The organism is Marinimicrobium sp. ARAG 43.8 (genome assembly GCF_050113635.1).
Taxonomy (GTDB): Bacteria; Pseudomonadota; Gammaproteobacteria; order Pseudomonadales; family Cellvibrionaceae; genus Marinimicrobium.
The window spans coordinates 60,087-82,917 of record NZ_JBNJLT010000008.1; the positions used below are offsets into that span (position 1 = coordinate 60,087).

Below are 22,831 nucleotides of genomic sequence, written 5' to 3' on the forward strand. Positions count from 1 at the left end.
GCCCCGCACTCCGTATCTATTAGTGATATAGCCGATACTTTCTCAGTAAGTAACACGCCCGCTCGTACTGACTTTTAAGTGCACTTCCCATGCGCTCCAAGGGACCAGGTTGCTGGTACTCCGCCACAACCGATTCCAACCGTTCCAGCTCCGCCTGCACTTTGGGCACCAATGGCAGTATCGAGCGATCTTCCTCATCATTACGGTCGTGCCCACGAAAGAATTTTTCGCGTTTCTGTTTGCCATATCTTGCGGCGCTACCTAACTGACTCTTGCGAACCAGAAACTCCTCAAGTGACTTCACCACGTAGTGGTTGACGCGCAGATTGTCCCAACAAGTGGTTTCGCTCAACCCAAAAGAGTTCTCTTTGTTGACCTCCAGTGGCGCACCGGAAGCACACCGGTGCTCGCCTTCAGCCAGAACAGCGTGATGAGGGTTGTTAAACCGGACCACTTTTTCCGGGCGGACGATACTTTTGTAGTGCAAGCTTAGGAGGGAGAGTGCTGGCGCACGGGTCACAAAGCGTTCCAACACCATTCCCGATGCTTTAAAAACCTGGCCATTGGAACCGAAGCAAGCCCAGTTCAGACAAATTGCCCCCACCTCTGCTCCGCCTGTTTCAGAGGCTTGGAAAAGACGTTCAACGGTCACAGGTACCGGCTCCTGGGATTCTGCCGGGAACAAGTACTCGTCCGCATCAATAAAAGCAATCGCGTCATAACGAGCCCCAAACTTCTTCAGAGCACACTGGTATGCATCCACCTGCGGGGCCTTTCCCGCCAAAGTCTTAAAGCGAAAACCATTGACCAACCCTTTCCGGCGAAGCGCTTTCACAAGCTGCCAGGTATTATCGGTACTGTAGTTGTCGATAATAATGAAATCAGTGACACCAACGGCCCGGTGATAGGCCACCCACTCAAGTAACGAGGGCGACTCGTTCTTGACAATAACGGCAATTGCAAACTTCATATAGGGTCCATTTCACAGGCCAAACGGCAGGGGCTCCCTGGGGAACACCTGCCCCGTGCCCTGCACTTCACAATCCACCCGGTCCCCCTCCGAGAGCGTGACCGGCGCCGAGAAGCCGACAAAGCCACCACGGGGCGCTTTGTAGCGGCAAGAGGCCAGGCGAAAATTCACCGCCTGGCATTGGGCGACGATTGTACCATTAATCCGCACGCTTACCGTGACCGGTTCATCACTGCCGCCCTCATACCAGGCCCAGCCGCTGACTTTATCCTGTTTGACATCCGTGAGTTCTGTATGGGCATAACGCCAACCCTCACGCCAAGCGGACAGGCGCTGCTCGAACAGCCAGCACGCCTTGTCATACAGGGCCATATCCTTGGCATTGAGCCGCTCAATCTCGGCCACATCCTTGGGGTCCAACTCGCGAGTGGCCAAGGGCTTTTTACCGGCCGTGTTCGCCTCTAGGTACTCGAACTTCACCCCGTACAAATGATTGAACAGTTCAATCGATTCGCGATAGCGCTCGGTAATGCCGATAAAACCGTACGCTTCCAAAGGCACGCCATTAAGCAGCTTGTGCTGTCGATTGGTCATGGTGGAGCGGTTATAAAACGCCTCAAAGGTTCCAGAGTAACCATGATGGCGAACAAAATGAGCATGATCTGACACAAGCCGCTGGACTGGATCGCGCACAAACGTCGCAGTTCCATCCACACCAAAAAGAGGGACATACTTGACTACCGGCTTATGCCCGGAGAAAAACCGGATTTTCTTACTGTTCGCAAGGTGGTGCAACAGCCAGATATCGTCTCTTTCGTATACTGACCTCTTGACCTCACCCGATGTTTCAGAAGAGTCAACACCATAATCGTAAAAAACGTGAGCACTGCCTAGACATCTGCTCGCTGACGTTCGAAAGCTTGTACCAGCTGTCTTAGGTATATGAACAAAGTACAGAACGCTCATTAACACCAACTCATAGAAAGAACTACTTTTGTTTAATTACTACTGCCTTTGGGCTAGCCACCACGCTCCCACTCGGTACAGAGTCAACGACAACTGCTCCTGCCGCCACATCCACATTGTCACCGATTGTTACACCACCACAAACAATGCTTCCAGCGTACAGGCAAACGTTGTCCCCCAAAACCGGGATACCCCCTCGACCTGAGCCAACCGTAACACATTGATTCAAATGCAAGTTTTGTCCGACACTTTGTGCATAGAGTATTGTCGAGAAACCGTGCTCAACGTAGAGCCCAGGCCCCACGTCTTTGCAAGATAAGTAGAAATTAGTAATAAAAGCGTTTTTATGGGCATCAAACTGTCGGGAGAATGATTGGGTTAAGGCTTTATCACCATACCTGGCCACTCGATACTTGATCATACTCCGAAACTCTTGACGACTTGAAAAGCACCGAACAAACGCATCTTCATCAGAAAATCCTTCGAGACGAAGACGCGCCCTCCACCTAAACAAGTCCTGCAGAAGAAAGTCATCTTTCAAGAGCGTCGGGAAAATTTCTTTGGCTTGCATCTCAAACATTCTTATAATCTAGCCTCAATCTCTAACGCCAACATCTCCACAGCTCTCTGGTAATTATGCACACTCCCGGCCAGCTTTCTAGTCTCCATAGACCTTTGATCAAAGTTCCTTATATGCTCGACGATCTTGTGCTCCACTGCAGAAATATCTGTGTAATCCTCTACGAAAGACTCTTCCGGAAGCATTATTAGTTCTTCCGGTATATCACCCCTTCTACTGATCACCAACCCACCTGCAAGCTGAGTTTCTACAACTTGATTTTCATATAACCCAACATATCTATGAGATCCGTCGAACAGCACGCTTTTTCCTTTGGAGTGAACACTGTAATCAAAGTCGACAGGCATATATATCCAAAGTTTGTTAATAAACTCACGATAGAAGTCAGGATACCCTAAAAGAGGAACTCTCTTACTCCCTAGACATTCGATGTTATCTCGCAAACTTAGGAACTCAACATTTTCTGCATTCGCTTTAAGCCTCATACCAACAGAGACAATGTGCTCTACCGAGCGACCGCCAAACTCATGCCCTTTCACTGCTTTATCCATTCCAATCGTCGGAACGCTTCCCTTATCTGGAACCAACTTATCTAAGTCAAATCCGCGAGGAACATATGCAATCTTATCGGACAAAGCCGGAAATTCATGCCCCTCCCCGACATCGCTGCACAGGGCAGCTGCTATGAGATCGTATTGCTTCGAAAGACCAAGCGCCTTTCTTTCATCCTTCGCTTTGACACCACTAAACAGTCTTGGGGGGTTTTTAACCAAAAAGTACCCTTTTCGTTTGAGACTTTCTCTTATGTGCTCCTCTTGAGGCCGATATGATTGCCAAATAATTACGTCCGTTCCCGGCTCAATGCTATCAAGACTATCCAAGACCTTGATTTCCACACCCCACGATTCAAGCTCGTCAAACGACGACAGCCCTGCCTTCTGCAACAAAACATATGGATCATGAGCTTCTGAAATCGGCAAATATAACGTTATCGAATAGCCAGCCTCAGAAAAACCCTTGGCCCACAGCATCGACATCACACCGTTAAAACCTTTCTCTAGATCTGGATGACGCCCCACCACTCCTATTTTCATTACGCTATATCGCTCCCGTGTTACTAGCTATCACTTAAAATGGACTTTCTGCGGACACTTTTATATATTATGAGGTCATCATTATTTTCATCTCCCAGCTTTTGAAAAGCCCTTTCAGACATTCGAGCCTCTAATTCTCGCAACTTTTCATCCATTGAAAGCCCTGGCCCTCTGCTAACATTTTTTTCGCTTGGCTTCATATGGAGATCTTCAAAGCCCTCACTGCGCAGCCACTCTTCCAACTCCGCCATAGAGTCCGAAAAGCGCTCAACAATCCCCACGAACGGCAACTCTTCAATCGCCCTCTTGGCACGCTCGAATTCGCTCCCCTCCGACTCGGGGTACATCATGGCAAACCGCTGTATGTGAAAGTTCCGACACTGGCGGTCGTTCGGGAGAGCCAATCGGGTTTCAATGTAACCAGACAGGTCAGTGTTTCTCGCCAATACCGCACCGAAGCTATCGCCGCCCTGCTTGGTTTCAAATGCATAAGCGGAGGCAATGCGGTCGATGGGGTGGCGAAAAAAGATGACCGGCAGTACTTTAATGTCATCAAATTCCGGCGGTGGCAGTTGCGCTGTGTGGGAGGAAAACACTGTCGCCTGCGGGTTATCCAAAATCCACTGGGCCACCTCCTCACGGTTTTTGGCGGGGTTGGCCGGGAATTCTTTAGTCACCCACTCATCGTCCTTGAAGTTTTCTTTAAACGCCGCGTCCAGCGAGGTACCCGCATTTTTGAACAGATGGTAATGGAGTATGACTTTACGCATAGAACTTCATTCCGATAAGGCCCAGGAGTCGGGCGTTAATCACAGTGCTCTAGACAGAGCTCAGGGAGCGAATGCGGTTGGGCGGGTAGACCCCCACGCCTTCCAGCACCCGTTTCATGCCCTTGACCCCATTTTCAAAGCTGAAGTTGCTTTGCGCGAGGGCCAGGGAGTTCTCCGACAAACGGGCCCACTGGGCCTCATTTTCGTAGACATCCGTTAGGACCTCGGCCCAGGCGCCCGGTTCCTCAACGATCATGGCGCTCACACCGTGGGTCAAGCCCGTGGCTTCGGCGGCCACGGGGGTCAGCACCTGGGGCACCCCGGCGGACATGGCTTCCAGCACCTTGCCTTTGATGCCCGCGCCGGAGAGCAGCGGGGCTACGATGAGGCGGCGGTTTTCGAATACCTCATCCAGGTTTTCAACAAAACCTTCCAATACCACGTCGTCCGCTTCGTATTTTTTAAAGCTGTCGGGCATACTACTGCCGTATATGTGGAATTTAACGCCAGGCAGCCGCTTGCGCAGCAGAGGCATGACCTGTTCCGCGAAGAACTCCACCGCTTCGACATTGGGCGTGTGTTTGAAGCCCCCCAGGAAACCGATGCCGCTGCGCTCGGCATAGCCGGTGTTGTGGCCACGCCCGTCCAGTACCCACGGGCAAAGAAAGAGGTTGTCTTCACGCAGGTTGTGGCTGGCGATAACCGCGTGCTCGGTGGGGTTATAGGACAGGATAGCATCCACGTTGCGCATGAGTGCTAATTCACGATCCCGCGTGGCGAGCGGGCCGGAAAGGTCCTGCTTGTTGGCGGCCAGGGCGGCGCGCAGCTCGCGCAGGAAGTGGAGGTCGGCGTTGTTGAATACGATTTTAGCGTTGGTCAGCCGACGGACGTTTTCGAGGTGGCGTTCGGCGACGTCGTAGCGGGTGATGTAAACCACGTCGAACTCATCCCCACGCTCTTGTAGAACCTGCTCAACGGAGGTTTGGAACGGGGCGTAGAAGGTTTCCACGCCCATGCGGTTCAGGTTCTTTGTATATTTGCCCATGTAGGAAAGATTTTCGGCCAAAAAGCTGACTTTGCAGCCGTTGGCCTGGAGCATGCGCATTTCCTGCACAGCCGCGTAGGAGCCAGCGTCATGGTCGGGGCGCGGTACGGCGTAGTCGAGCATCAGCACCCGGTAGGCGACGTTGCGGTCTTTGTTGAACCGAACTTTATCCAGAGAGGCAATGCCGTTGTACATGTAGCTGTCGATCCACTTGGCGCGGAATTTGGGGGCATTGAGAGCCTGGTTTTTCTTGATGCCTTTGGTCACGTCCCGACCGTTACTCATACCCTCGAAGTGGACAACCACCGAGTGCGGCACGAATAGGGTCTTGTAGCCCGCACTTCGCACTTTGAAGGCGAAGTCGGTGTCTTCATAGTAGGCGGGGGCGAATTCGTCGCTAAATCCTTCAAGCTCATCCCACAGGGTTTTGGGCACCATGAACGAGGCGCCGGAGAGGTAGTCCGCCTGGCGGGCGTAGTTCCACTCAGGGGCTTCGGGGTTGCCGCCGTTACCCAGGTTCCAGGGCTGGCCGTTGCCCCAGACGATGCCGCCGGCCTCTTGCAGTTTGCCGTCGGGGTAAATGAGCTTGGAGCCCGCCATTCCCACACCTTCGAAGCGCTCAAACGTGGCCAGCATTTCATCCAGCCAGCCAGAGGTGACTTCGGTGTCGTTGTTGAGCATGACCAGGTAGCGGCCCTTCGCCTCTTTGGCAGCCTTGTTGCAGTTGCGCAGAAAGCCGAGGTTGTCTTCGTTAACGATAAGGTTGACGTTATCGACGTAATTCAGCAGGTCCACGGTCTCGTCGGTGGAACAGTCATCCACCAGGATGACTTCATAGCTGGCCCGGTTCCATGCCAGAATCAAGGAGGCAAGGCAGTGGTAAGTCAGGGCAAACTTGTTATGTACCGGGATGATGATGGAAACGTCGGGGGTTTCGGTGTACGGCAGCCTCAGTTCTGGAAATTTTTTGCGATTTTCCCAGCCATCCACAACGACATCGTGGGCCTGGAGGATGTTGTCCAACACCCCTTTCGGTTGCTCGTGAAGCTGGCGCTGCAGGGAGTCATACCGGTAGCCAGCGGTCCTAGCCAGTGGGGGGAAGCTCAGCTCTTTGGCACTTGCGGAGAGATGGTCCCAAGGCGTGATTGATGACGGAATGACGTCAACATAGTTGGTTTCGACGCCGGGATAACCTTCTAAAGCAACAGTGAGCAAATGTATGTTGCCGTCGCAACAGCGGGTCGGGATGGGGATTCTAAAGCTATAGACGCACTCGGCAACTTTTGCAGCGGTGCCAACTTGAGGGTTTTCACATTCGTCTGAGCATATGGTCAGGGTAAGCTGCTCCTCGGTGAGCCCTGGACCCTTAACCTGGCCGCTGAGCAAGCCCCATTGCATTTGGTTAATGACGATTTGCGTGCTGGTGGCCAGTTCGACACTCAGAGGCGTATCGCTGATAGGCTGCCGAGCTTCTTTTTCGACAACGACGATGTTGACCGTTTCAACCCCTCTTGGAGGAGTGATTTTCACGCGAAATGCAAAGCGTCCATTGCCGATGTTGGCCTTTGCCAGATCGTTCCGATAAAGATCAGCAACACCTGAACCTACAACTTGGTCGTCAATCAGCACATCCACTTCCAGTTTAGTTCCGCGATCATTGGGGTTCCACACCCAACCGGATACAAAACCGGCGTCGTATTTGTCGACTGCCCCCTGCAGTGGCCGTGTTCCTGATTGCCTCATTGTTCCTCCACTATATCCAAGAAAATCATATTTATATTGTCCACCACAACTATGACGAACAGCGCCTAAACTCAACAATTTATCGCGCTTTCCGTACTTTTGTCTCTTTCCCCAGGGACTCTCGGCGAAGTTTCAGCTTAATCAGCCAAAACGCCTCCTGAAAAAGTGAACAGCCTAACTAGCCCCAACAGCCAAGTGTCCAGTATCTGAAAAAAAAGGAAATCATGGTAATTAAACTCGTGACGTACTTCAATGCTTAATCGAACGTTTATTTGGGCGCCACGCCAGCCGGCCCAATGCCTCCTCAGCCTGCAGAAGAGGTCGTGGCGTGCCTCATTAGTGGGAATTCGGGACAGTATCGAATGAAGGAGCTGATTCAAGTCAGTAGCACCTAGGGTTTAAAGCCTCTGAGCAATCCGCTCGGGTAGCTGTTGTAGTAAGGAGTCGGATCGGCATGCCATGCGCATCCACGTCAACCTGTATTTTCGTGTCGAGCCCCTTTTATCAGGCCCAGAGGCTGCCCGACAGCGCTACGTGCGTGGACTTTGTCGACATTTATACCAACCTGACTGATAATGAACGTCCAGTAAGCAAGGGGGTCTGGTTACTTCAACGAAAACACCCCAAGGCTCGTGACGACCAGTTTGGTGCAATCGGCCAGGCTGTCTCCCAAACAGGTCAGGCCGTTCTTATCCGGCCAGCCCGGTAAGATGGGTGATCGGGTAAAAATGTTGCCCGAGTTCGGGTCGATCTGGATAATATGGGTATCCCTCCAGTTACCCCTGCCTTGCCCTTGCTGGTAGGCTACGAGGCTATCGGATTGCAGGTCGGGGAGCTCAAACACGCCATCCACTATTGTTTCCGTGGTGAACTGGGCCACTACACTCAAACTGCTGTCGATGATCCAGAACTCGGTCTGTTCGTCAGTATTCCAAACGATGAGTTCAGGCACTCCATCGCCCGTGACATCCTGCTCTGCATGCCCCATAAACTGTGGATCAGTATCGAATGTAATGGTGCCTGTTCGCTGTATGGCGCTGTCGTGGTACTGATAGACATCCAGGCGGGGGGTGATTCCGCCATTCCAGAACTCCCAGGGTATAAATAGGGCGGGTTGGTTACCATCGAATTTTGCTACGAAGGGGTTCTCTCGACCCGCAGGGCGCTCGGCCAGAGCATTGTCTATCAGTTCAAACTCATAGGTGTCACTGTTCAGCCGGTACAACTCGGTGTTGTTGATTGCATAAGCTTCCACTCGACCATCGCCGTCCAGGTCGCCCACCGCCTTTTTGATCGCGACAACTTCCGCGCTGAAAATCGATGTCCCCAGCGTCGGGTCTATCACGCTGTACCCGGGCGGCCAATGGGCATAAAGCCAGACGTTATGCGGACCGTTCGCTGAACTGATATTGGCCACTTCATTTAGGTAGTAAGGGGTGGGCAGACCAGGAAACCGTTGATGCTCGGTCCAAGCCAGATCAGCGTTGAGCGTGCTCGCGGTCAACTCGGTTTGCCGTTCTCCCTGCTCGTTCAGCCACTGTCGAACACCCAGAACATCAATGCTGCTCGGGCCGGTGCGGACTCTGTGCAGGCCATTCACGCTGTCAGGTTCCAGAGAGTAGTGCTGAAATCCGGAGGCGTAGTGAACCGGGGCTTCGATCAAGCTGAAGCGAAAGAGCTGTCCATCGTCGGCACCGCCTTGCATGGCCGCCGAGTGGTCAGTGAACTGGCTGAGGCTGTCGAGCCGGCTCAAGGCGGTGTGGTCGCCCCGCTCCGGGTAGGTGACTTTCTGGCTCAGTTCGAACACCGTGTCGGTGCGCTTTAGAAGGTACAGTTGGTCGGACTGGTATACGGCCAGTACCAGCTCGTCCCCCGGCTCATCGTCCAGGTTGACAAACCGGGCGTTGAACCAGTACTCGCCATCCAGCTCCGGGACGTTTACGGTGTAGGTCTCGAGCAACGTTTCTGAATCGTTGCTGTAGTGTTCGATGGTGAATTCATCGACGGCGATGTTTGATGTGAGCTGGAGTATATCATCCACGCTATCGCCATCGATATCGCCCATGGGGACAGGGCCTCCGGGGAATAACTCAGCAACCCGCTGCTGCGCAATACTGGAGCTGCGGGGCACTTCGTCTATCACGCTGAAATCGAGGCCGGACAGTACGATGTAGGTGTCTGGGTACAATAGCACTATGTCCAGCTGGCCGTCAGCGTCGTAATCCGTGACGGTTTTATCGCGCAGGCTGTCGGTCGAAAACGCTCGGGTTTCCAGATGGCGATATCGTGTGGCCCCGTCGTGTACTTCTATGATGGCGAAGGTGCTGCTGTAATCCACAAGTTGTTCTGGATCGCCATCCTTGTTGATGTCTTGCCACCCGCGTGAGAGGTCATCCGGGGCACCGCCGCGGTTGGTAGCGGCAATCTCCAGCTCCCGGTTGGTGTAGTTAACGGTGAACTCCTGCACCACGGATCGCTCGTTGCTCACTTCAACACCAATGTGGACACTGCCTCCTTTGGTCTGAAATAGGCGTTCAGGGATTCCGGTCACAAGGCCGGATGGGCTGACTTCAATACCCGGCGGCGCATAGGCGATGGCATAGTTGAGCGGGCCGGTCTCGGCGGCGTTGCTCACTTCAACTTGCAGTGACAGTGCCTCAGAGGCGCTTTCTAGCTCCAGCGTTACCTTCTCCTCCACCTGAGGCAGCGGACCACCGACGACAACTTCGACAGGCAGGGAGACATCGTTGAACCCATCACTGACCAGAAGCTCCAGCTCGTATGTGCCTCTGCAAGCGTCGGGAAGCTCAACCACTGGATCATTTTTTGGCAACGTCCCTGAACAGCCGTCTGGCTTGCTGAGGTAGCGCCACGTGTGGGTGACGAAGTCGTAGTCGGGGTCAAAAAAATCGGTGGCGTCCAGGGTCATGGTTTGGCCTGGTGCGATCACTTCCGGCGCATCCACTTGCCCTTGGGGCGCCTGATTTTCACGATAAGGCCAAAGAAATAGTTCGGTGAGTGGCACAACGGTTGTAATCGCTGGTGCTGCGAATTGCGACTCTATTTCGGGTGATGAAAGTGATAGCTCAAGGGCTCGCTCTGTGTTATCCCGATAAAGTGTCATATCGAGTCCACCACCCTCGGCGCCTTCCAGTTGTGTGCTCAAGGATCGGCGTTGATTTGCCTTTAATTCCACATAACCCCAGCGGCTGTGGTAGATGGGGCCGGACAGCACGCCCAGTGTGCTCTCAAGGCCCTGTGTGTGGTAGATGGCATCCAGCGAGGAATTGCGGATCGTCAGGTAATCCACAATCATGTGGCGCTTGTCCGTGGTGGTTATTTGGCCGTAGTAATTTAGGCGCTTTCCATCCACCTCCAGCGTGAGATCCCGATAGGTGGAGATGCTATGGGTCGGACGACCATCAGCGCCGATGAACACTTCCGAGATAATCTGACCGTGGGCCTCTCCCTGGCCTCGGCTCTGGCAGTGGTCGAGCGTAACCACCTGGACAACCCGGTCGGCGAGTTCGTGCTGGGCATGCTCCAGGCTGCCGTTGATGCAGTTGAGATCCGAGGGGCCGCTATAGGGGTAATCCAGTATCTCTGGTTTAGCGACATAAAATTGTGTGGTACCCGCTTCAAATATAGGGTCCAGAAGCACGTAAACCGCTTCAACAAAATAGAAGCTGTTCTGCCGTGTCAGTGAGGCCTGTTCGATGCTGCCGTCATAGCTAGGGTGAAGGTAGACCGGTTGGTAGGACTGGATTTCCGGTATATCGTAAAGCGCATCAGAGAGGTTGCCTGTTTTGATTGGCTCAGGGTTCCCGGGGTTCTCTGGGTTCTCTGGTCCTTCACCGCCGCCGCTTCCGCCACTGCCTCCACCTCCACCACAGGCTGTCAGGGCAATGGTCAGGACTGTGAAGATGAGTATCGTTCTGACGGCGTCCATGGTGGAACTCCTGTTGCGCTATCTGATTCCTGCCGTCCTGAAGCTCCTGGGGCGGCTGCTTTATTATCTTGGGTTGGATAGTACGCGATTTTCGCTCAGGAATCACCTCTTGGCGACGGGCGGGAAGAAGGCCGCCGCCAGGAAGCCATTAATATGTTGACCCGATTTCTCACCAAACGTTTCGGACCACTTGACGAAGGAACCCATGAACGGGTGAGTAGTGCGTCTGTGGAGCAAATCGAGGCCTGGAGTGACCAGGTGTTGGATGCTGAGACGCTCGTGGAGGTATTTGAACCGTAGAGTACGCATGTCGTGACGAAATGCCACGGCGGTTTATTCGAAACTTGCGAGGAAGTCATTATTTCATACCGTGGGGAGCGGCGGGCGAAGTTAGTGCCTTTAGAGGATCAGCCCTGACTCGCACTGGCGAGAACTCTATGTCCCCTATATGGAGCTGGTACAATATGCAGTTGCTACCAGTCTTCATGTTGATGGCGAACGCGGATGATAAAGAGGCAGCCTACGTCATCTAAGGTATAAACAACGATGTGAGCACCGATGGGATGAATTCGAACGGGCGGACTGATTTCAGGGCGGAGCGGTGCTGCAGATGGATTCTCCGCCAAAAATTCAAAGCACACGGCTAATTTGTCATGGTAGCGCTCAGCTTGATCCATTCCAAATTCTTCAGCTGTGTGCAGAAAGATGTTCAGAATGTCTTGTTCCGCCTCCCTGCTTAATTGGTAGCTCACTCGCCATGACCTCCCAACAATGCTTTTCTAGCGATGTCTTTGAGTGTTTTCATATCGGCCGAACCGGAACCGCTATTAAAGCCCTGATCTACCAACCCTTGTAAATGGGCGATTTTTTCAGCCTTTTCCTGATCTTTTCGAATCAGGTCTCGAACGTAATCACTAGTGTTACTGTATTTGCCTGTCTTGGCTTGCTGTTCCGCCCACAATTTCATGGGGTCGGGCAGGGAAATGTTCATTGTCGCCATAGTGGATACCTCCTACGTCCATAATCCGCCTTATGGCAAACTTTGTCAACACAACTCATCCTGAGACAACAAAGGCCTTGAGAGAGGGCTGGAGTGACCGGGTATTAAACGTTGAGACGCTTGTAGACGTGCTTTCGATGACCCACCTTCACTACCGTTATGACGAGTAACTCATCTTCCACTTCATAGATGATCCGGTACACACCCTGTCGAATCCGGTAACGCTCTTGTCCTGACAGCTTTTCACTGCCAGCGGGGCGCGGATTGTCCCGCAGTTCCTCTATCCGCTGAAGGATACGGGCCACATCAATGTTTGGAATGGGCCGAAGGTCTTTGGCAACCGACTTTCTAAAAGTAAGCCTATAGTTTGCCATGAGCTTTAAGGTCGTTCAGTAGGGCCTCATAGCTCATCGTTGGCTCGGAAACCCGCTCCTCGAATGCCGCCAGGTCTTCCTGATCCTCGGCCAATGCCGCACGAACCGCATCATTGACGATATCCGACAGCGAGCGGTGGGTATGCGCGGCCTTCAGCCGCAATGCCGCGTGTAGCTGAGGGTCAAAATATACCGTGGAACGTTTCGATGTCTCACTCATGGTATTTTCCCAGTCTTGTGATGAATCGGCATCATAGCGCTGTAACGTCACAACGTCAATCCTCACGAATCAAAATACCTAAATATTCGTCCTGCCTCTGTCAACGCAGGAATATCAGTTCAATGGAACGCACTCAACAGGTGCTGAGGACTGAGCCAAAGTTTCCCGGCTGTAGTTACTTGACAAACTGTCGCCCCTGAAATACTGTTTATTTATACAGCTATGCAGGAGGCACCATGTCCATCCCTAAGGATTCAACGCCCTACGATGTCGGCTACAAGTTGCTGTTCAGCAACCCCCGGATCGTACAGGATCTGCTTGAAGGCTTTGTGAGGCCGGAGTGGATCGATGATATTGATTTTCAAACACTGGAGCCTTTTAAAGCCAGCTTTACCACCGACGATTTACGCGAGCGGCATGACGACAGTATCTGGCGGGTAAAAATGGGGCCGGACTGGTTGTATTTGTATCTGCTTATCGAATTCCAGTCGTCCAATACCGTTTGTTGAGAGTAAGATTTAGAGACGAAGCCTTACCGGAGCTTCAAAACTTGAATGAGGTGGATGCTATGTTGTCTGAAAAGCTGGATGACTGGACAGAGCAGTGGAAAAAAGAAGGTGTGGAAGCAGGCCGTAAAGAGGGCTTGAAACTAGGTCTGGAGCGACCGAGTGTTGGATGCCAGTACCCTCGCCGAGGTATTTAAACCTTAAGTATTACCGGGGAGAATGAGGCTAAAGCGGTGGCCTCGTGTACGCCCCAGTGCCTCGTATTTGTCCTTGAGGGTCTCCCTCGCCTCCCGGTCCCCATGCACCAGACGAATGGTGGTCGGCCACTGTTTCATTCGCCTGACAAAATTCAGTAAGTCTGTCTGATCCGCGTGGGCGGAATAGCCGCCAATGCTGGTGACACCGGCGCGAATGGTGTAGCGCGCTCCGTCGAGTTCGACCCAGCCGTGGTTCGGGCCGTATTGCTGGATCGCGCGGCCCGGTGTACCGCTGGCTTGATACCCCACGAACAGCACTTGGTGCCGCTGATCTTCCACCATGGCTTTCAGGTAATTCACTACCCTGCCCCCGGCGGCCATGCCGCTGGCGGCCAGCACGATGGCCGGGCGACCGCTTTTGGCCAGATACTCGACGGTTTGCAAGTGCTCTTCGTGGCTGTTGACGGTGTAGAGGTTGTCAAAGCTGAGCGGGTGGCGTCCGGATTTGAGGCGTTTCTGGGCTTCGGCATCCCAGAAAGGTTTCAGGTCGCGATAGACCTGGGTGAATTTGGCGGCCAAGGGTGAATCGACAATGATTTCCAGCGCCTGCCACCGCTCACCTCCGCGATGGATAAGGTCTTCCAGTTCGTACAACAATTCCTGGGTTCGGCCTATGCTGAAGGCGGGAATAATGACGGTGCCGTCATTTTCCAGCGCGTGTTCGATGGCGGCTTTGAGTTTGAGGCGCCGATTCTTGCGGCTTTCGTGGGTGCGGTTACCGTAGGTGCTTTCGATCACCAGGGTGTCGGCTTTGTGCGGTGCTTTGGGTGCAGGCAGCAGCGGCGCATAGGGTGCGCCCAGGTCACCCGAGAATACGGTGCGGTGGCGCTGTTCAGAGCGAGCTGGCCCGCTCGCTTTGTCGATTTGATCCACTTCAATGTAGGCGGAGCCGAGGATGTGTCCGGCACGCTGGAGCCTGATGCGCACGGTGCGGTCCGGATCGTCGAGCAGGGTGTGCCATTGTTTATAAGGCAATGGCTTGAGCTGCTGATGGACGGTGTCGAGGAATTGCTCGATCAGACGTTGGTCCCGGGTGAAGCCAATTTTCAACGCGTCTTCAATCACCAGCGGCAGGAGTTTGGCGGAGGGTTCGGAGCAGTAGATGGGGCCTTTGAACCCGGCGGCGATCAAATATGGCAGACGACCGATATGGTCGATGTGGACGTGGGTGACGATTAACGCCAGAACGTCATCAAGGCCAAAGTTGATCCGGTGTTGTTCGAGGCTGTCCAGATGTTCGGCGTCCTGCCCCTGAAAGAGTCCGCAGTCGACCAGGAAGGACTGGCCGGGCGCGGCGATATAGCGGTGGCAGCTACCGGTGACGCCATTCGCGCCACCGTGATGAATAATCGTGGGATAGTCAGTCATAACGAAGTCCGTTTCATGGGTTTGCCCTATTCTATCCCGTTAAGGGCCTGGGTTGCACATGTCTCTCCAGTTTGCGCTAGCAGCGCCGGATCGCCCAGCGTGACGACTTCACCGATGATGACCAGACAGGGCGAGGCCATGCGGGCTTGCTGCGCCGTGTCGGCCAGTGTATCCAGTGAGCAGCGCACCGCGTGTTGTGCGACGGTGGTGCCATGGCTAATGAGTGCCGCCGGGGTTGTCGCGGGCACGCCGTGGTCAAGCAACCGCGCGCGGATTCGGTCCAGTTCGCGCAAGCCCATGTAGCAGGCCAGCGTGCGGCCCGACTGCGCCAGTGCGGCCCAATCGGTTTCTTCAGCTCCGTCGCGGCGGTGCGCGGTAATAAAGGTGACGCCATCGGCGATGTCGCGATGGGTCAATGGAATGCCGATGGCTGCCGCGCAGCCGTGGGCGGCGCTGATACCCGGCACAACGGTGACCGGCACATCAGCCGCCCGCAGTGCCAGCATTTCCTCGCCCCCGCGTCCGAACACAAATGGATCGCCACCTTTAAGGCGCACCACTCGCTTTCCCGCCTGAGCCTCGCGCACCAGCAATGCATTAATGTCGGCCTGAGGCATGCTGTGGGCACCGCTTCGTTTACCCACATACACGCGACGGGCACCACGGCGGCAATGATTCAGCAGCACGGGGGCCACCAACCGGTCGTAAACCACGACATCCGCTGACTGTAACAGCCGCAGCGCCCGCACGGTAATCAGTTCCGGGTCGCCCGGCCCCGCGCCTACCAACCAGACGCGGCCACTGCCAGCACGTGCTTTGGTTCGGGTGCGCCAGCGGTTCCAGCTCACCGGGGTATCGGATAAAGCCCCGCGAAACCAGGGTGCGAACAAGCTGATCATGAGTGAGCTTCCTCGGGTTGCAGCGCCCTGACGTGGGCGATCAGACTTTTCAGTTCCGGCAGACAGGAACCACAGCCGGTGCCAGCGCGGGTGTGCTGGCATAGTGCATTCAGTTCCGTACAGCCGTTTTGTACAGCGGTTTCCAGCGCGGCTTCACGCACTTGGTGGCAACTGCACAGCACCGGGCTGGTATCACGCTGACCGCCCGGACAACCGGCGATCAATTGCTGGCTGTCGGCCTGGGTCTCGGTGTCGGCCTCGGGGCGGCGCAATTGCTCCGCGAGCCATTCTTCATCCAGAGCCGTGAGCTCTGGAGCCAGCGCTGCGAAGCAGACCACTCGACCCTCTTTATAACCAAGCAACCGAAAATGACCGCGCCCGGCGTCGATCATTTCCGCCCAATACGTGACGTTCGGGCAGCGGTCTTTGAGCCAGTCGGCGCTGACGGGCTGTACGCCGGCTAACCGCCAACGCACCAGATTTTGGTCCGGAATGCGGCACCAGTAATGGTATTTCGAGTCCGGTGCGTTCACCGGTTCGGCCGTAATTACCAGAGCCTGCCACTGCGCCCCGAAGCGGCTCAGCCGTACCGGCGTTTGTTTGAACGCGGGTTGCCCGGATTCGTGATCGACAACGCCGTCTACTAATGAATCGACCCGCGCCGCGCTGGCGAAGCAGTCATTCCAGTGAATGGGCATAAACACCTGTCCAGGCGTTTGGGCGTCGGTCGCCCTCGCCGTTACCACGCACTCGCCCAATGCGCTTTGTACACACACCAGTTCGCCGTCTTCCAGACCGGACTGGGTCATATCCTCTGGATGCACGGCCACGAAGGGCTCGCTGATGTGCGTTAACAATCGGGCGGCCCGCCCCGTGCGCGTCATGGTGTGCCATTGGTCGCGGATGCGCCCGGTGTTGAGCAGCCACGGCCAGGCGTCGCTGATGGTGGCCTGAGGCCGACGAGGCGTGATCGGCACGAAACGGGCGCGACGGTCGGCGAAATAAAACTGGCCATCTGTGAACAGTCGTTCGGTGCCGGAGGCGTCGGGCGCGACTGAGGTTTCACCATTTCCGCGATTGTCGTCTCGCAGCGGCCATTGCACCGGTTGCAGTTCGTCGTACTGTTGCTCCGTCAGACAGGCCAGCGCACTGATATCGAAGGCGCGCCGCCCTTCGTTTCGATAACCGGACAGCGCCGCGTGTTCGCGAAAAATCTGCGAGGGTTGTGTATACGAAAACGCGCGCTCAAAACCCATTTTTCGGGCCACGGCACTGATGATCCACCAGTCCGGTTTGGCGTCACCGGGCAAAGGTAAAAACGCCCGCTGTCGGGAAATACGGCGCTCGGAGTTGGTGACCGTGCCGTCTTTTTCACCCCACCCCGCTGCCGGTAGTCGAACGTGTGCCAGTCGCAAGGTGTCGGTGTCCGCCACGCAATCGGACACGATGACGGTGGGACATTGCGCCAGCGCCTGGCGTACCCGATCCGCTTCGGGCATCGACACCACCGGGTTGGTCGCCATGATCCAGATCGCTTTGATGCGCCCGCTTTCCACGGCACGAAACAGATCGACGGCTTTTAATCCGGGCGCGGTCGCCGTCTGCGGGGCGCTCCAGAACCTGGCCACGGTCTCGGCGTCGTCAAAGCCCATGTGCGCCGCCAGTTGGTTCGCCAAACCGCCCACTTCACGTCCGCCCATGGCGTTGGGCTGGCCGGTGATGGAAAACGGGGTCGCGCCGGGTTTGCCGATGCGACCGGTGGCAAGATGGCAGTGCAGAATGGCACTGGCTTTGTCCACGCCGGTATCCGATTGGTTAATGCCCTGGGAGAACACCGTCACCGTTCGCGGCGTTGCAGCAAACAATTCGAAGAAACGCTGTAAGGTCGCCTCCGGGACCTCGCAGTGACGTGCGGTGCTCGTCACATCCGGACAGGTGGCTTCGGCCGCGGCAAGGCAATCGGCGAAGCCGTGGGTATGCGCCTTGATGAACGTTTCGTCCAGCACGCCCTGCCGGGCGCACCAGGCGAGCAGCCCGGTAAACAGAAAACCATCCGAGCCAGCGGCGATGGGCAAATGCAGATCCGCGAGATCGCAGGTGGCGGTGACACGCGGATCGATCACCACCACTTTCATGTCCGGTCTTGCCTGTTTCGCCGCCACGAGCCGCTGGTACACCACCGGGTGCGTCCAGGCCATATTGGAGCCGGTGAGAATCACCAGGTCCGCCTGTTCCAGATCGCGGTAACAGCCGGGCACGGCATCGGCACCCAGCACTTTTTTGTGCGCGGCCACGGCACTGGACATGCACAGGCGGGAGTTGGTATCGATGTTGGCCGAGCCGATAAAGCCTTTCATCAGTTTATTGGCGACGTAGTAGTCTTCGGTGAGCAGTTGTCCCGATACGTAGAACGCTACCGAGTCCGAACCATAGCGCGCAATCGTTTCGTTCAAGCGGCTCGCCACGGTTTCCAGCGCGTGTGCCCAGTCTGTTCGAACGCCGTCAATTTCCGGGTACAGCAGGCGTTCACGGTCGGTGAGGGTTTCACCCAGGGCACTGCCTTTGACACACAGCCGTCCGAAGTTGGCCGGGTGATCGGCCAGCCCTTTAGCACGCCATTCGCGATTGGTATCGTCGAGCTTCATCGTTACGCCGCACCCGACACCGCAATAAGGACAGGTGGTGTTGCACTCCAGATTGATGGCGGGAATGGCGGTCATGCGGCCTGCTCCGGCAGTCGGTCTGCGAATAACAGAGTATCACGCCAGGCGCTGATATCCCGTCCGAGTTGTTGCTCGTACCAGCTCGCCCCCGAGGTATCGCCATACAGCACCACGCCACTCAAACGCGTACCGTCGAGCCACAACCGCCGGTAAAAACCGGCCTGCGGATCGTGCCAGTACAAATCGCTTGCGCCTTGAATATTGCCGGCGGAGAACATGGCGACGCCACTGACTTTCAAGCGCGTAGCACTGTCCTGATAGTGATAACGCCTATGCCCCTGCTCGGCCAGATGCGCCGCACATACCTTGGCCTGTTCGTACAACGGCGCGACCAGCCCGAAGGTTCGACGCCGGTGCTGCACGCATTCGCCCACGGCATAAATGGCGGGGTCGAAGGTTTGCAGGGTATCGTCAGTGAGAATTCCCTGTTCACAGTGCAGGCCCGCCGCGCGGGCCAGTGTGGTGTCCGGCTCAATACCAATGGCTTGTACGACCAGATCCGCAGGAAGGCGAGTGCCGTCCTTCAGGCGCACCGCGCGCACCCGCCCGCGATGATCCGAGTCGAACGACGCGGTGCGTGCCGACAGGCGCACGTGCAGACCGCGACGCAGAAGATCGTCACGCAGTAAGGCACCGGCTTCGGCATTCAGCTGACGGTTCAATAACCATTTTCCGCTGTGGATCAAGGTCACATTCACACCTCGCCGATGCAGTCCTTCGGCGGCTTCAATACCCAGAAAACCGCCACCGATGACCACCGCGTTCCGACTGCATTCGCTGGCACGAATCAGATCGCGGGTATCGCGCAAATCCCGAAACGTGGCGATACCCGACGCGTCCGCACCGGCGCAACTCAACCGACGCGGCTGTGCGCCAGTGGCCAACACCAAACGATGGTACGGCACTCGTTTACCACTGCGACTCACCACATATTTTTGGCGCCGTTCAATGGACACCACCGGATCACCGAGCACCAGTTGAATGCCACGAGCGGCGTACCACTCGGCGTCGTGGGTAATGATGCTCGGTTCGTCCCGTTCACCACCGAGTACTGGCGACAACAACACGCGGTTATACCCCGGCGCCTGTTCCGCGCTGAACACTGTGATGCGATAACGCGACGGTTCCAGCGTCAACAGTTCTTCCAGTAGGCGCGTGCCCGCCATGCCATTGCCGACAACAACCAGGTGGGGTTTTTCGTGTTCACGCGATGGTTGCATGCGCTGCCTCACACTTCCTTGACTGAATGCGCGATCAACACGCGATCATCGCGCACCCGCACCGGCCAGGTCGGCAACGTGACGGTGGTGTCTTCCAGGCAGGCACCAGTGCGCAAACAAAAATGTTGTTTGTACACGGGCGACGCCACGACCAGTGTGCCTTGAAGATCGCCGACAATGCCGCGTGCCAGTACATTCGCCTGACTGAACGGATCGTGGTTGCCGATGGCGAAAAATCCGTCGTCGGTGTGAAACAGCGCGACCTGTTGATCGTGGATGCGGGCGGCTACACCGGTGCCCGGCACGACGTCATTCACCGAGCACACCTCTTGCCAGCTTACGGAGGCTACTTTCGAGTTCATGCCGGTTCTCCCTGAATAACGAGTTGTTGTCGTTCTGACGCCGTGGCGGGTCGCTTCTGGCCGCGCTCCAGTATGTGTACGATCTGTTCGTCCTGCGCGTCGTCGTTAATAAACGGTTTGAAACGCTTGAGTGCCTGCTCGTCTTCCAGCGTACGCTTCCACTCGCAGGCATAAGTATCGATCACCGATTGCATTTGCGTTTCGAGCTCCTCACCGATACCTAGCGCATCGTGGATCACGACGTCCTGCAAATACTCAAGACCACCTTCCAGGTTGTCACGCCATACCGAGGTGCGCTGCAGGCGGTCGGCGGTGCGGATATAAAACATCAGGAAGCGATCGATGTAGCGTACCAAGGTGGCGTCATCGAGATCACTGGCGAACAACTCAGCATGACGGGGCCGCATACCACCATTGCCACACACGTAGAGGTTCCAGCCTTTTTCCGTAGCAATCACGCCAACGTCTTTGCTCTGCGCCTCGGCGCACTCCCGTGTGCAACCGGACACAGCCATTTTTAGTTTATGCGGCGAGCGCAAACCGCGATAGCGTTCTTCAATATAAATGGCCATGCTCACCGAATCCTGCACGCCGTAGCGACACCAGCTGCTGCCGACGCAGGATTTTACGGTGCGCAAGGATTTGCCGTAGGCGTGGCCGGATTCAAACCCGGCGGACACCAGTTCATCCCAAATGAGCGGCAGCTGTTCAACGCGCGCGCCAAACAGGTCAATGCGTTGGCCACCGGTAATCTTGGTGTAAAGCTCGTACTTTTTCGCCACCTGACCAATCACCAGCAATTTGTCGGGGGTAATTTCGCCGCCGGGAATACGGGGCACAACGGAGTAGGTGCCGTCTTTTTGCAGGTTCGCGAGAAAGGCGTCGTTGGTGTCCTGCAAACCGGTATGCTCAGGCTTGAGTACATAATCGTTCCAGCAGGAAGCGAGGATGGACCCGACGGCGGGTTTGCAAATGTCACACCCCCTGCCCTGCCCAAAACGCGACAACAGCGCGTCGAAACGGCGCACATCGTGTACGCGCACCAGGTGATACAGTTCCTGGCGACTGTAGGCGAAGTGTTCGCAAATATGATTATTGACTTCGATGCCCTTGCTGAGGAGTTCGGCATCGAGTACTTGTTTAACCAGCGCCGCACACCCCCCGCAGGTGGCGGAGGCCTTGGTGTCGGCTTTCAAGGCGCCCACGGTGGTACAGCCCGCGTTGATCGCCGTGCACAGGTCGCCCTTGGTGACGTTATTGCAGGAACAAATCTGTGCGGTGTCCGGCAATGCGCCCACGCCCAGCGCAGGTTTATCGCCGCTGTCCGGCAGAATCAGCGAGGCGGGTTGTGACGGCAGCGGCATGTCGTTGAGGCAGAACTGCAACAGCATGCCGTAGTCCGAGGTATCGCCCACCAGAACCGCACCGAGCAGGCGTTTGCCTTCGGCATCCATCACCAGTTTTTTGTAGACGCCCGCGACGCCGTCTTCGAACACACAGCTGACACTGCCCGGTGTGCGCCCATGGGCATCGCCGATGGAACCCACTTCGACGCCCAGCAGTTTCAGCTTGGTACTCATGTCTGCCCCGGCGAATTGCCGCGTCTCGTCACCGATTAACCGCGCCGCACAAACTCGCGCCATGTCGTAACCGGGAGCGACCAGCCCGAAGATGCGGCTCTGCCACAGCGCGACTTCACCGATGGCGAAAATATCCGGGTCCGAGGTTTGGCAGGCATCGTTAATGACCACACCCCCGCGTTCACCCAGCGTGAGTCCCGCCTCCCGTGCCAATGCATCCGCTGGGCGAATCCCGGCAGAGAACAACACGAGATCCGTTTCCAGTGATTCACCATCGGCAAACTCCAGACGGTAACGACGGTGCTCACCGGGCACAATGGCGGAGGTGGCTTTGCCGGTGTGTACACGAACGCCGAGCGCTTCAATTTTGTCGCGCAGCAAGCGGCCACCGTTTGCGTCGAGTTGCACCGCCATTAACTGAGGTGCAAATTCCACCACGTGCGTTTCCAGCCCCAATCCAGTGAGCGCACGCGCCGCTTCCAGCCCGAGCAATCCGCCGCCGATTACCACGCCGGCGGTGGATTCGGCGGCACTGGCGCGAATAGCTTCGAGATCCTCAATGGTGCGGTATACCAGACAGTGAGGCTGGTCATTTCCGGGAATCGGCGGAACAAACGGATAGGAACCGGTGGCCAGCACCAGGCGGTCGTAAGGCACTGTGTCACCGTTGGTACTGATGACAGTTTTGCGATCCCGGTCTATTCGTTCAGCGCGTTCGCCCAGTCGCAAGGTCACGCCGTGCCGGGCGAAAAATTCCAGATCGGTCAGCGCCAGATCCTCGGTCGTGGCACCACTGAACCAACTGCTGAGCTGAACCCGGTCGTACGCGGGCCGTGGCTCTTCGCAAAATACAGTGATGTGATAATCATGGTCGCAGGCCACCAGTGCTTCAAGCAGACTATGCCCGACCATGCCGTTGCCGATGACCACCAGTTCACGTTTGTTCATGAGTGCAACACTCCTTACTTATGTCGGTCTCGACCTACAGACCGCTCAATCGACAGGCACAAAAAAGACGCACACCGCCCGGTTATTCACCGGGCCGTGAGCGCCTTTGCTCGTTCATTCAATACTCAATTTCGTGTGTGCCTGGAGGCTCGCCGTTGAACCTGACACGACACACAACGTCTCTGTTCTTGGCTTGAGCAAGACTTATGCCACTCATCGATAACGGAACACGCAGGCTCTGCGCATACCGTTGTGCG

20 protein-coding genes and 1 pseudogene are annotated in these 22,831 nt (G+C 55.9%); 3 read left to right on the top strand and 18 right to left on the bottom strand.

The annotated features are described in order from the left end of the window. Positions 1-19 precede the first annotated feature (19 nt). From ACQCLF_RS14405 to ACQCLF_RS14440, 8 genes and pseudogenes are all read right to left on the bottom strand, one after another. Positions 20-970: a glycosyltransferase family 2 protein gene (locus ACQCLF_RS14405; RefSeq protein ID WP_426988490.1), complete on the bottom strand. Its 951-nt coding sequence runs from the start codon at positions 968-970 to the stop codon at positions 20-22. A gap of 12 nt (positions 971-982) precedes the next feature. Further along, a complete protein-coding gene (locus ACQCLF_RS14410) occupies positions 983-1,936 on the bottom strand; it encodes a sulfotransferase family 2 domain-containing protein (protein ID WP_426988492.1) in 954 nt (317 codons plus the stop codon). A gap of 22 nt (positions 1,937-1,958) precedes the next feature. Beyond that, positions 1,959-2,516, bottom strand: coding sequence for a hypothetical protein (locus tag ACQCLF_RS14415; protein ID WP_426988494.1), 558 nt, complete (start codon positions 2,514-2,516; stop codon positions 1,959-1,961). A 2-nt stretch (positions 2,517-2,518) separates the two neighbouring features. Next, positions 2,519-3,610: a hypothetical protein gene (locus ACQCLF_RS14420; protein WP_426988496.1), complete on the bottom strand. Its 1,092-nt coding sequence runs from the start codon at positions 3,608-3,610 to the stop codon at positions 2,519-2,521. 23 nt (positions 3,611-3,633) lie between these two features. Then, entirely contained in the window at positions 3,634-4,380 is a 747-nt protein-coding gene (locus tag ACQCLF_RS14425; protein WP_426988498.1) for a hypothetical protein, read from the bottom strand. A gap of 49 nt (positions 4,381-4,429) precedes the next feature. Next, positions 4,430-7,168, bottom strand: a complete 2,739-nt coding sequence (locus ACQCLF_RS14430; protein WP_426988500.1) for a glycosyltransferase — start codon at positions 7,166-7,168, stop codon at positions 4,430-4,432. 402 nt (positions 7,169-7,570) lie between these two features. Then, a pseudogene (locus ACQCLF_RS14435) lies at positions 7,571-7,669 on the bottom strand (IS5/IS1182 family transposase); the annotation flags it as partial. A 103-nt stretch (positions 7,670-7,772) separates the two neighbouring features. Beyond that, positions 7,773-11,117, bottom strand: a complete 3,345-nt coding sequence (locus ACQCLF_RS14440) for a hypothetical protein (RefSeq protein ID WP_426988502.1) — start codon at positions 11,115-11,117, stop codon at positions 7,773-7,775. Positions 11,118-11,204: 87 nt separating this feature from the next. On the opposite strand from ACQCLF_RS14440, the gene ACQCLF_RS14445 reads away from it, so the two are divergent. After that, a complete protein-coding gene (locus ACQCLF_RS14445) occupies positions 11,205-11,417 on the top strand; it encodes a DUF4351 domain-containing protein (protein WP_426988587.1) in 213 nt (70 codons plus the stop codon). Between the two features lie 173 nt (positions 11,418-11,590). Here ACQCLF_RS14445 and ACQCLF_RS14450 read toward each other — a convergent pair whose 3' ends face one another. The 4 genes from ACQCLF_RS14450 to ACQCLF_RS14465 all read right to left on the bottom strand — a co-directional run bounded on the left by ACQCLF_RS14450 (position 11,591) and on the right by ACQCLF_RS14465 (position 12,762). After that, on the bottom strand, positions 11,591-11,869 hold the full coding sequence (locus ACQCLF_RS14450) for a type II toxin-antitoxin system RelE/ParE family toxin (protein ID WP_426988504.1): 279 nt from the start codon (positions 11,867-11,869) through the stop codon (positions 11,591-11,593). After that, entirely contained in the window at positions 11,866-12,117 is a 252-nt protein-coding gene (locus ACQCLF_RS14455; RefSeq protein WP_426988506.1) for a type II toxin-antitoxin system ParD family antitoxin, read from the bottom strand. Before ACQCLF_RS14455 ends, ACQCLF_RS14450 begins: the two co-directional genes overlap by 4 nt. 104 nt (positions 12,118-12,221) lie before the next feature. Next, positions 12,222-12,491: a type II toxin-antitoxin system RelE family toxin gene (locus tag ACQCLF_RS14460; RefSeq protein ID WP_426988508.1), complete on the bottom strand. Its 270-nt coding sequence runs from the start codon at positions 12,489-12,491 to the stop codon at positions 12,222-12,224. Then, a complete protein-coding gene (locus ACQCLF_RS14465) occupies positions 12,478-12,762 on the bottom strand; it encodes a CopG family transcriptional regulator (RefSeq protein WP_426988510.1) in 285 nt (94 codons plus the stop codon). The genes ACQCLF_RS14460 and ACQCLF_RS14465 overlap by 14 nt, the downstream gene beginning before the upstream one ends. Before the next feature lie 185 nt (positions 12,763-12,947). Between ACQCLF_RS14465 and ACQCLF_RS14470 the strand changes: the two genes are divergently transcribed. Both ACQCLF_RS14470 and ACQCLF_RS14475 read left to right on the top strand, forming a co-directional pair. Then, the gene (locus ACQCLF_RS14470) at positions 12,948-13,220 is read left to right on the top strand and encodes an Rpn family recombination-promoting nuclease/putative transposase (protein ID WP_426988512.1); all 273 of its coding nucleotides are present in this window, start codon (positions 12,948-12,950) and stop codon (positions 13,218-13,220) included. 59 nt (positions 13,221-13,279) lie between these two features. Next, on the top strand, positions 13,280-13,414 hold the full coding sequence (locus ACQCLF_RS14475) for a hypothetical protein (protein ID WP_426988514.1): 135 nt from the start codon (positions 13,280-13,282) through the stop codon (positions 13,412-13,414). 3 nt (positions 13,415-13,417) lie between these two features. Here ACQCLF_RS14475 and ACQCLF_RS14480 read toward each other — a convergent pair whose 3' ends face one another. Genes ACQCLF_RS14480 through nirB form a run of 6 tightly spaced genes read right to left on the bottom strand, consistent with a single transcriptional unit; the run spans position 13,418 to position 22,574 of the window. Then, entirely contained in the window at positions 13,418-14,842 is a 1,425-nt protein-coding gene (locus ACQCLF_RS14480; protein WP_426988516.1) for an MBL fold metallo-hydrolase RNA specificity domain-containing protein, read from the bottom strand. A 26-nt stretch (positions 14,843-14,868) separates the two neighbouring features. Next, positions 14,869-15,741 carry a uroporphyrinogen-III C-methyltransferase gene (cobA, locus tag ACQCLF_RS14485; protein WP_426988518.1) on the bottom strand — a complete coding sequence of 291 codons (873 nt, stop codon included), beginning with the start codon at positions 15,739-15,741 and terminating at the stop codon, positions 14,869-14,871. Then, a complete protein-coding gene (locus tag ACQCLF_RS14490) occupies positions 15,738-18,461 on the bottom strand; it encodes a molybdopterin-dependent oxidoreductase (protein ID WP_426988520.1) in 2,724 nt (907 codons plus the stop codon). Before ACQCLF_RS14490 ends, cobA begins: the two co-directional genes overlap by 4 nt. Next, on the bottom strand, positions 18,458-19,684 hold the full coding sequence (locus ACQCLF_RS14495; protein ID WP_426988522.1) for an NAD(P)/FAD-dependent oxidoreductase: 1,227 nt from the start codon (positions 19,682-19,684) through the stop codon (positions 18,458-18,460). The genes ACQCLF_RS14490 and ACQCLF_RS14495 overlap by 4 nt, the downstream gene beginning before the upstream one ends. Before the next feature lie 8 nt (positions 19,685-19,692). Continuing rightward, positions 19,693-20,046 carry a nitrite reductase small subunit NirD gene (gene nirD / locus ACQCLF_RS14500; protein ID WP_426988524.1) on the bottom strand — a complete coding sequence of 118 codons (354 nt, stop codon included), beginning with the start codon at positions 20,044-20,046 and terminating at the stop codon, positions 19,693-19,695. Further along, positions 20,043-22,574: a nitrite reductase large subunit NirB gene (gene nirB / locus ACQCLF_RS14505; RefSeq protein WP_426988525.1), complete on the bottom strand. Its 2,532-nt coding sequence runs from the start codon at positions 22,572-22,574 to the stop codon at positions 20,043-20,045. Before nirB ends, nirD begins: the two co-directional genes overlap by 4 nt. Positions 22,575-22,831 lie beyond the last annotated feature (257 nt).

Excerpts from the sequence above, each read along its gene's own strand:
- ACQCLF_RS14405 (WP_426988490.1), bottom strand. The coding sequence starts at position 970 with ATGAAGTTTGCAATTGCCGTTATTGTCAAGAACGAGTCGCCCTCGTTA.
- ACQCLF_RS14410 (WP_426988492.1), bottom strand. The coding sequence starts at position 1,936 with ATGAGCGTTCTGTACTTTGTTCATATACCTAAGACAGCTGGTACAAGC.
- ACQCLF_RS14415 (WP_426988494.1), bottom strand. The coding sequence starts at position 2,516 with ATGTTTGAGATGCAAGCCAAAGAAATTTTCCCGACGCTCTTGAAAGAT.
- ACQCLF_RS14420 (WP_426988496.1), bottom strand. The coding sequence starts at position 3,610 with ATGAAAATAGGAGTGGTGGGGCGTCATCCAGATCTAGAGAAAGGTTTT.
- ACQCLF_RS14425 (WP_426988498.1), bottom strand. The coding sequence starts at position 4,380 with ATGCGTAAAGTCATACTCCATTACCATCTGTTCAAAAATGCGGGTACC.
- ACQCLF_RS14430 (WP_426988500.1), bottom strand. The coding sequence starts at position 7,168 with ATGAGGCAATCAGGAACACGGCCACTGCAGGGGGCAGTCGACAAATAC.
- ACQCLF_RS14440 (WP_426988502.1), bottom strand. The coding sequence starts at position 11,117 with ATGGACGCCGTCAGAACGATACTCATCTTCACAGTCCTGACCATTGCC.
- ACQCLF_RS14455 (WP_426988506.1), bottom strand. The coding sequence starts at position 12,117 with ATGGCGACAATGAACATTTCCCTGCCCGACCCCATGAAATTGTGGGCG.
- ACQCLF_RS14460 (WP_426988508.1), bottom strand. The coding sequence starts at position 12,491 with ATGGCAAACTATAGGCTTACTTTTAGAAAGTCGGTTGCCAAAGACCTT.
- ACQCLF_RS14470 (WP_426988512.1), top strand. The coding sequence starts at position 12,948 with ATGTCCATCCCTAAGGATTCAACGCCCTACGATGTCGGCTACAAGTTG.
- ACQCLF_RS14475 (WP_426988514.1), top strand. The coding sequence starts at position 13,280 with ATGTTGTCTGAAAAGCTGGATGACTGGACAGAGCAGTGGAAAAAAGAA.
- ACQCLF_RS14480 (WP_426988516.1), bottom strand. The coding sequence starts at position 14,842 with ATGACTGACTATCCCACGATTATTCATCACGGTGGCGCGAATGGCGTC.
- cobA (WP_426988518.1), bottom strand. The coding sequence starts at position 15,741 with ATGATCAGCTTGTTCGCACCCTGGTTTCGCGGGGCTTTATCCGATACC.
- ACQCLF_RS14490 (WP_426988520.1), bottom strand. The coding sequence starts at position 18,461 with ATGACCGCCATTCCCGCCATCAATCTGGAGTGCAACACCACCTGTCCT.
- ACQCLF_RS14495 (WP_426988522.1), bottom strand. The coding sequence starts at position 19,684 with ATGCAACCATCGCGTGAACACGAAAAACCCCACCTGGTTGTTGTCGGC.
- nirD (WP_426988524.1), bottom strand. The coding sequence starts at position 20,046 with ATGAACTCGAAAGTAGCCTCCGTAAGCTGGCAAGAGGTGTGCTCGGTG.
- nirB (WP_426988525.1), bottom strand. The coding sequence starts at position 22,574 with ATGAACAAACGTGAACTGGTGGTCATCGGCAACGGCATGGTCGGGCAT.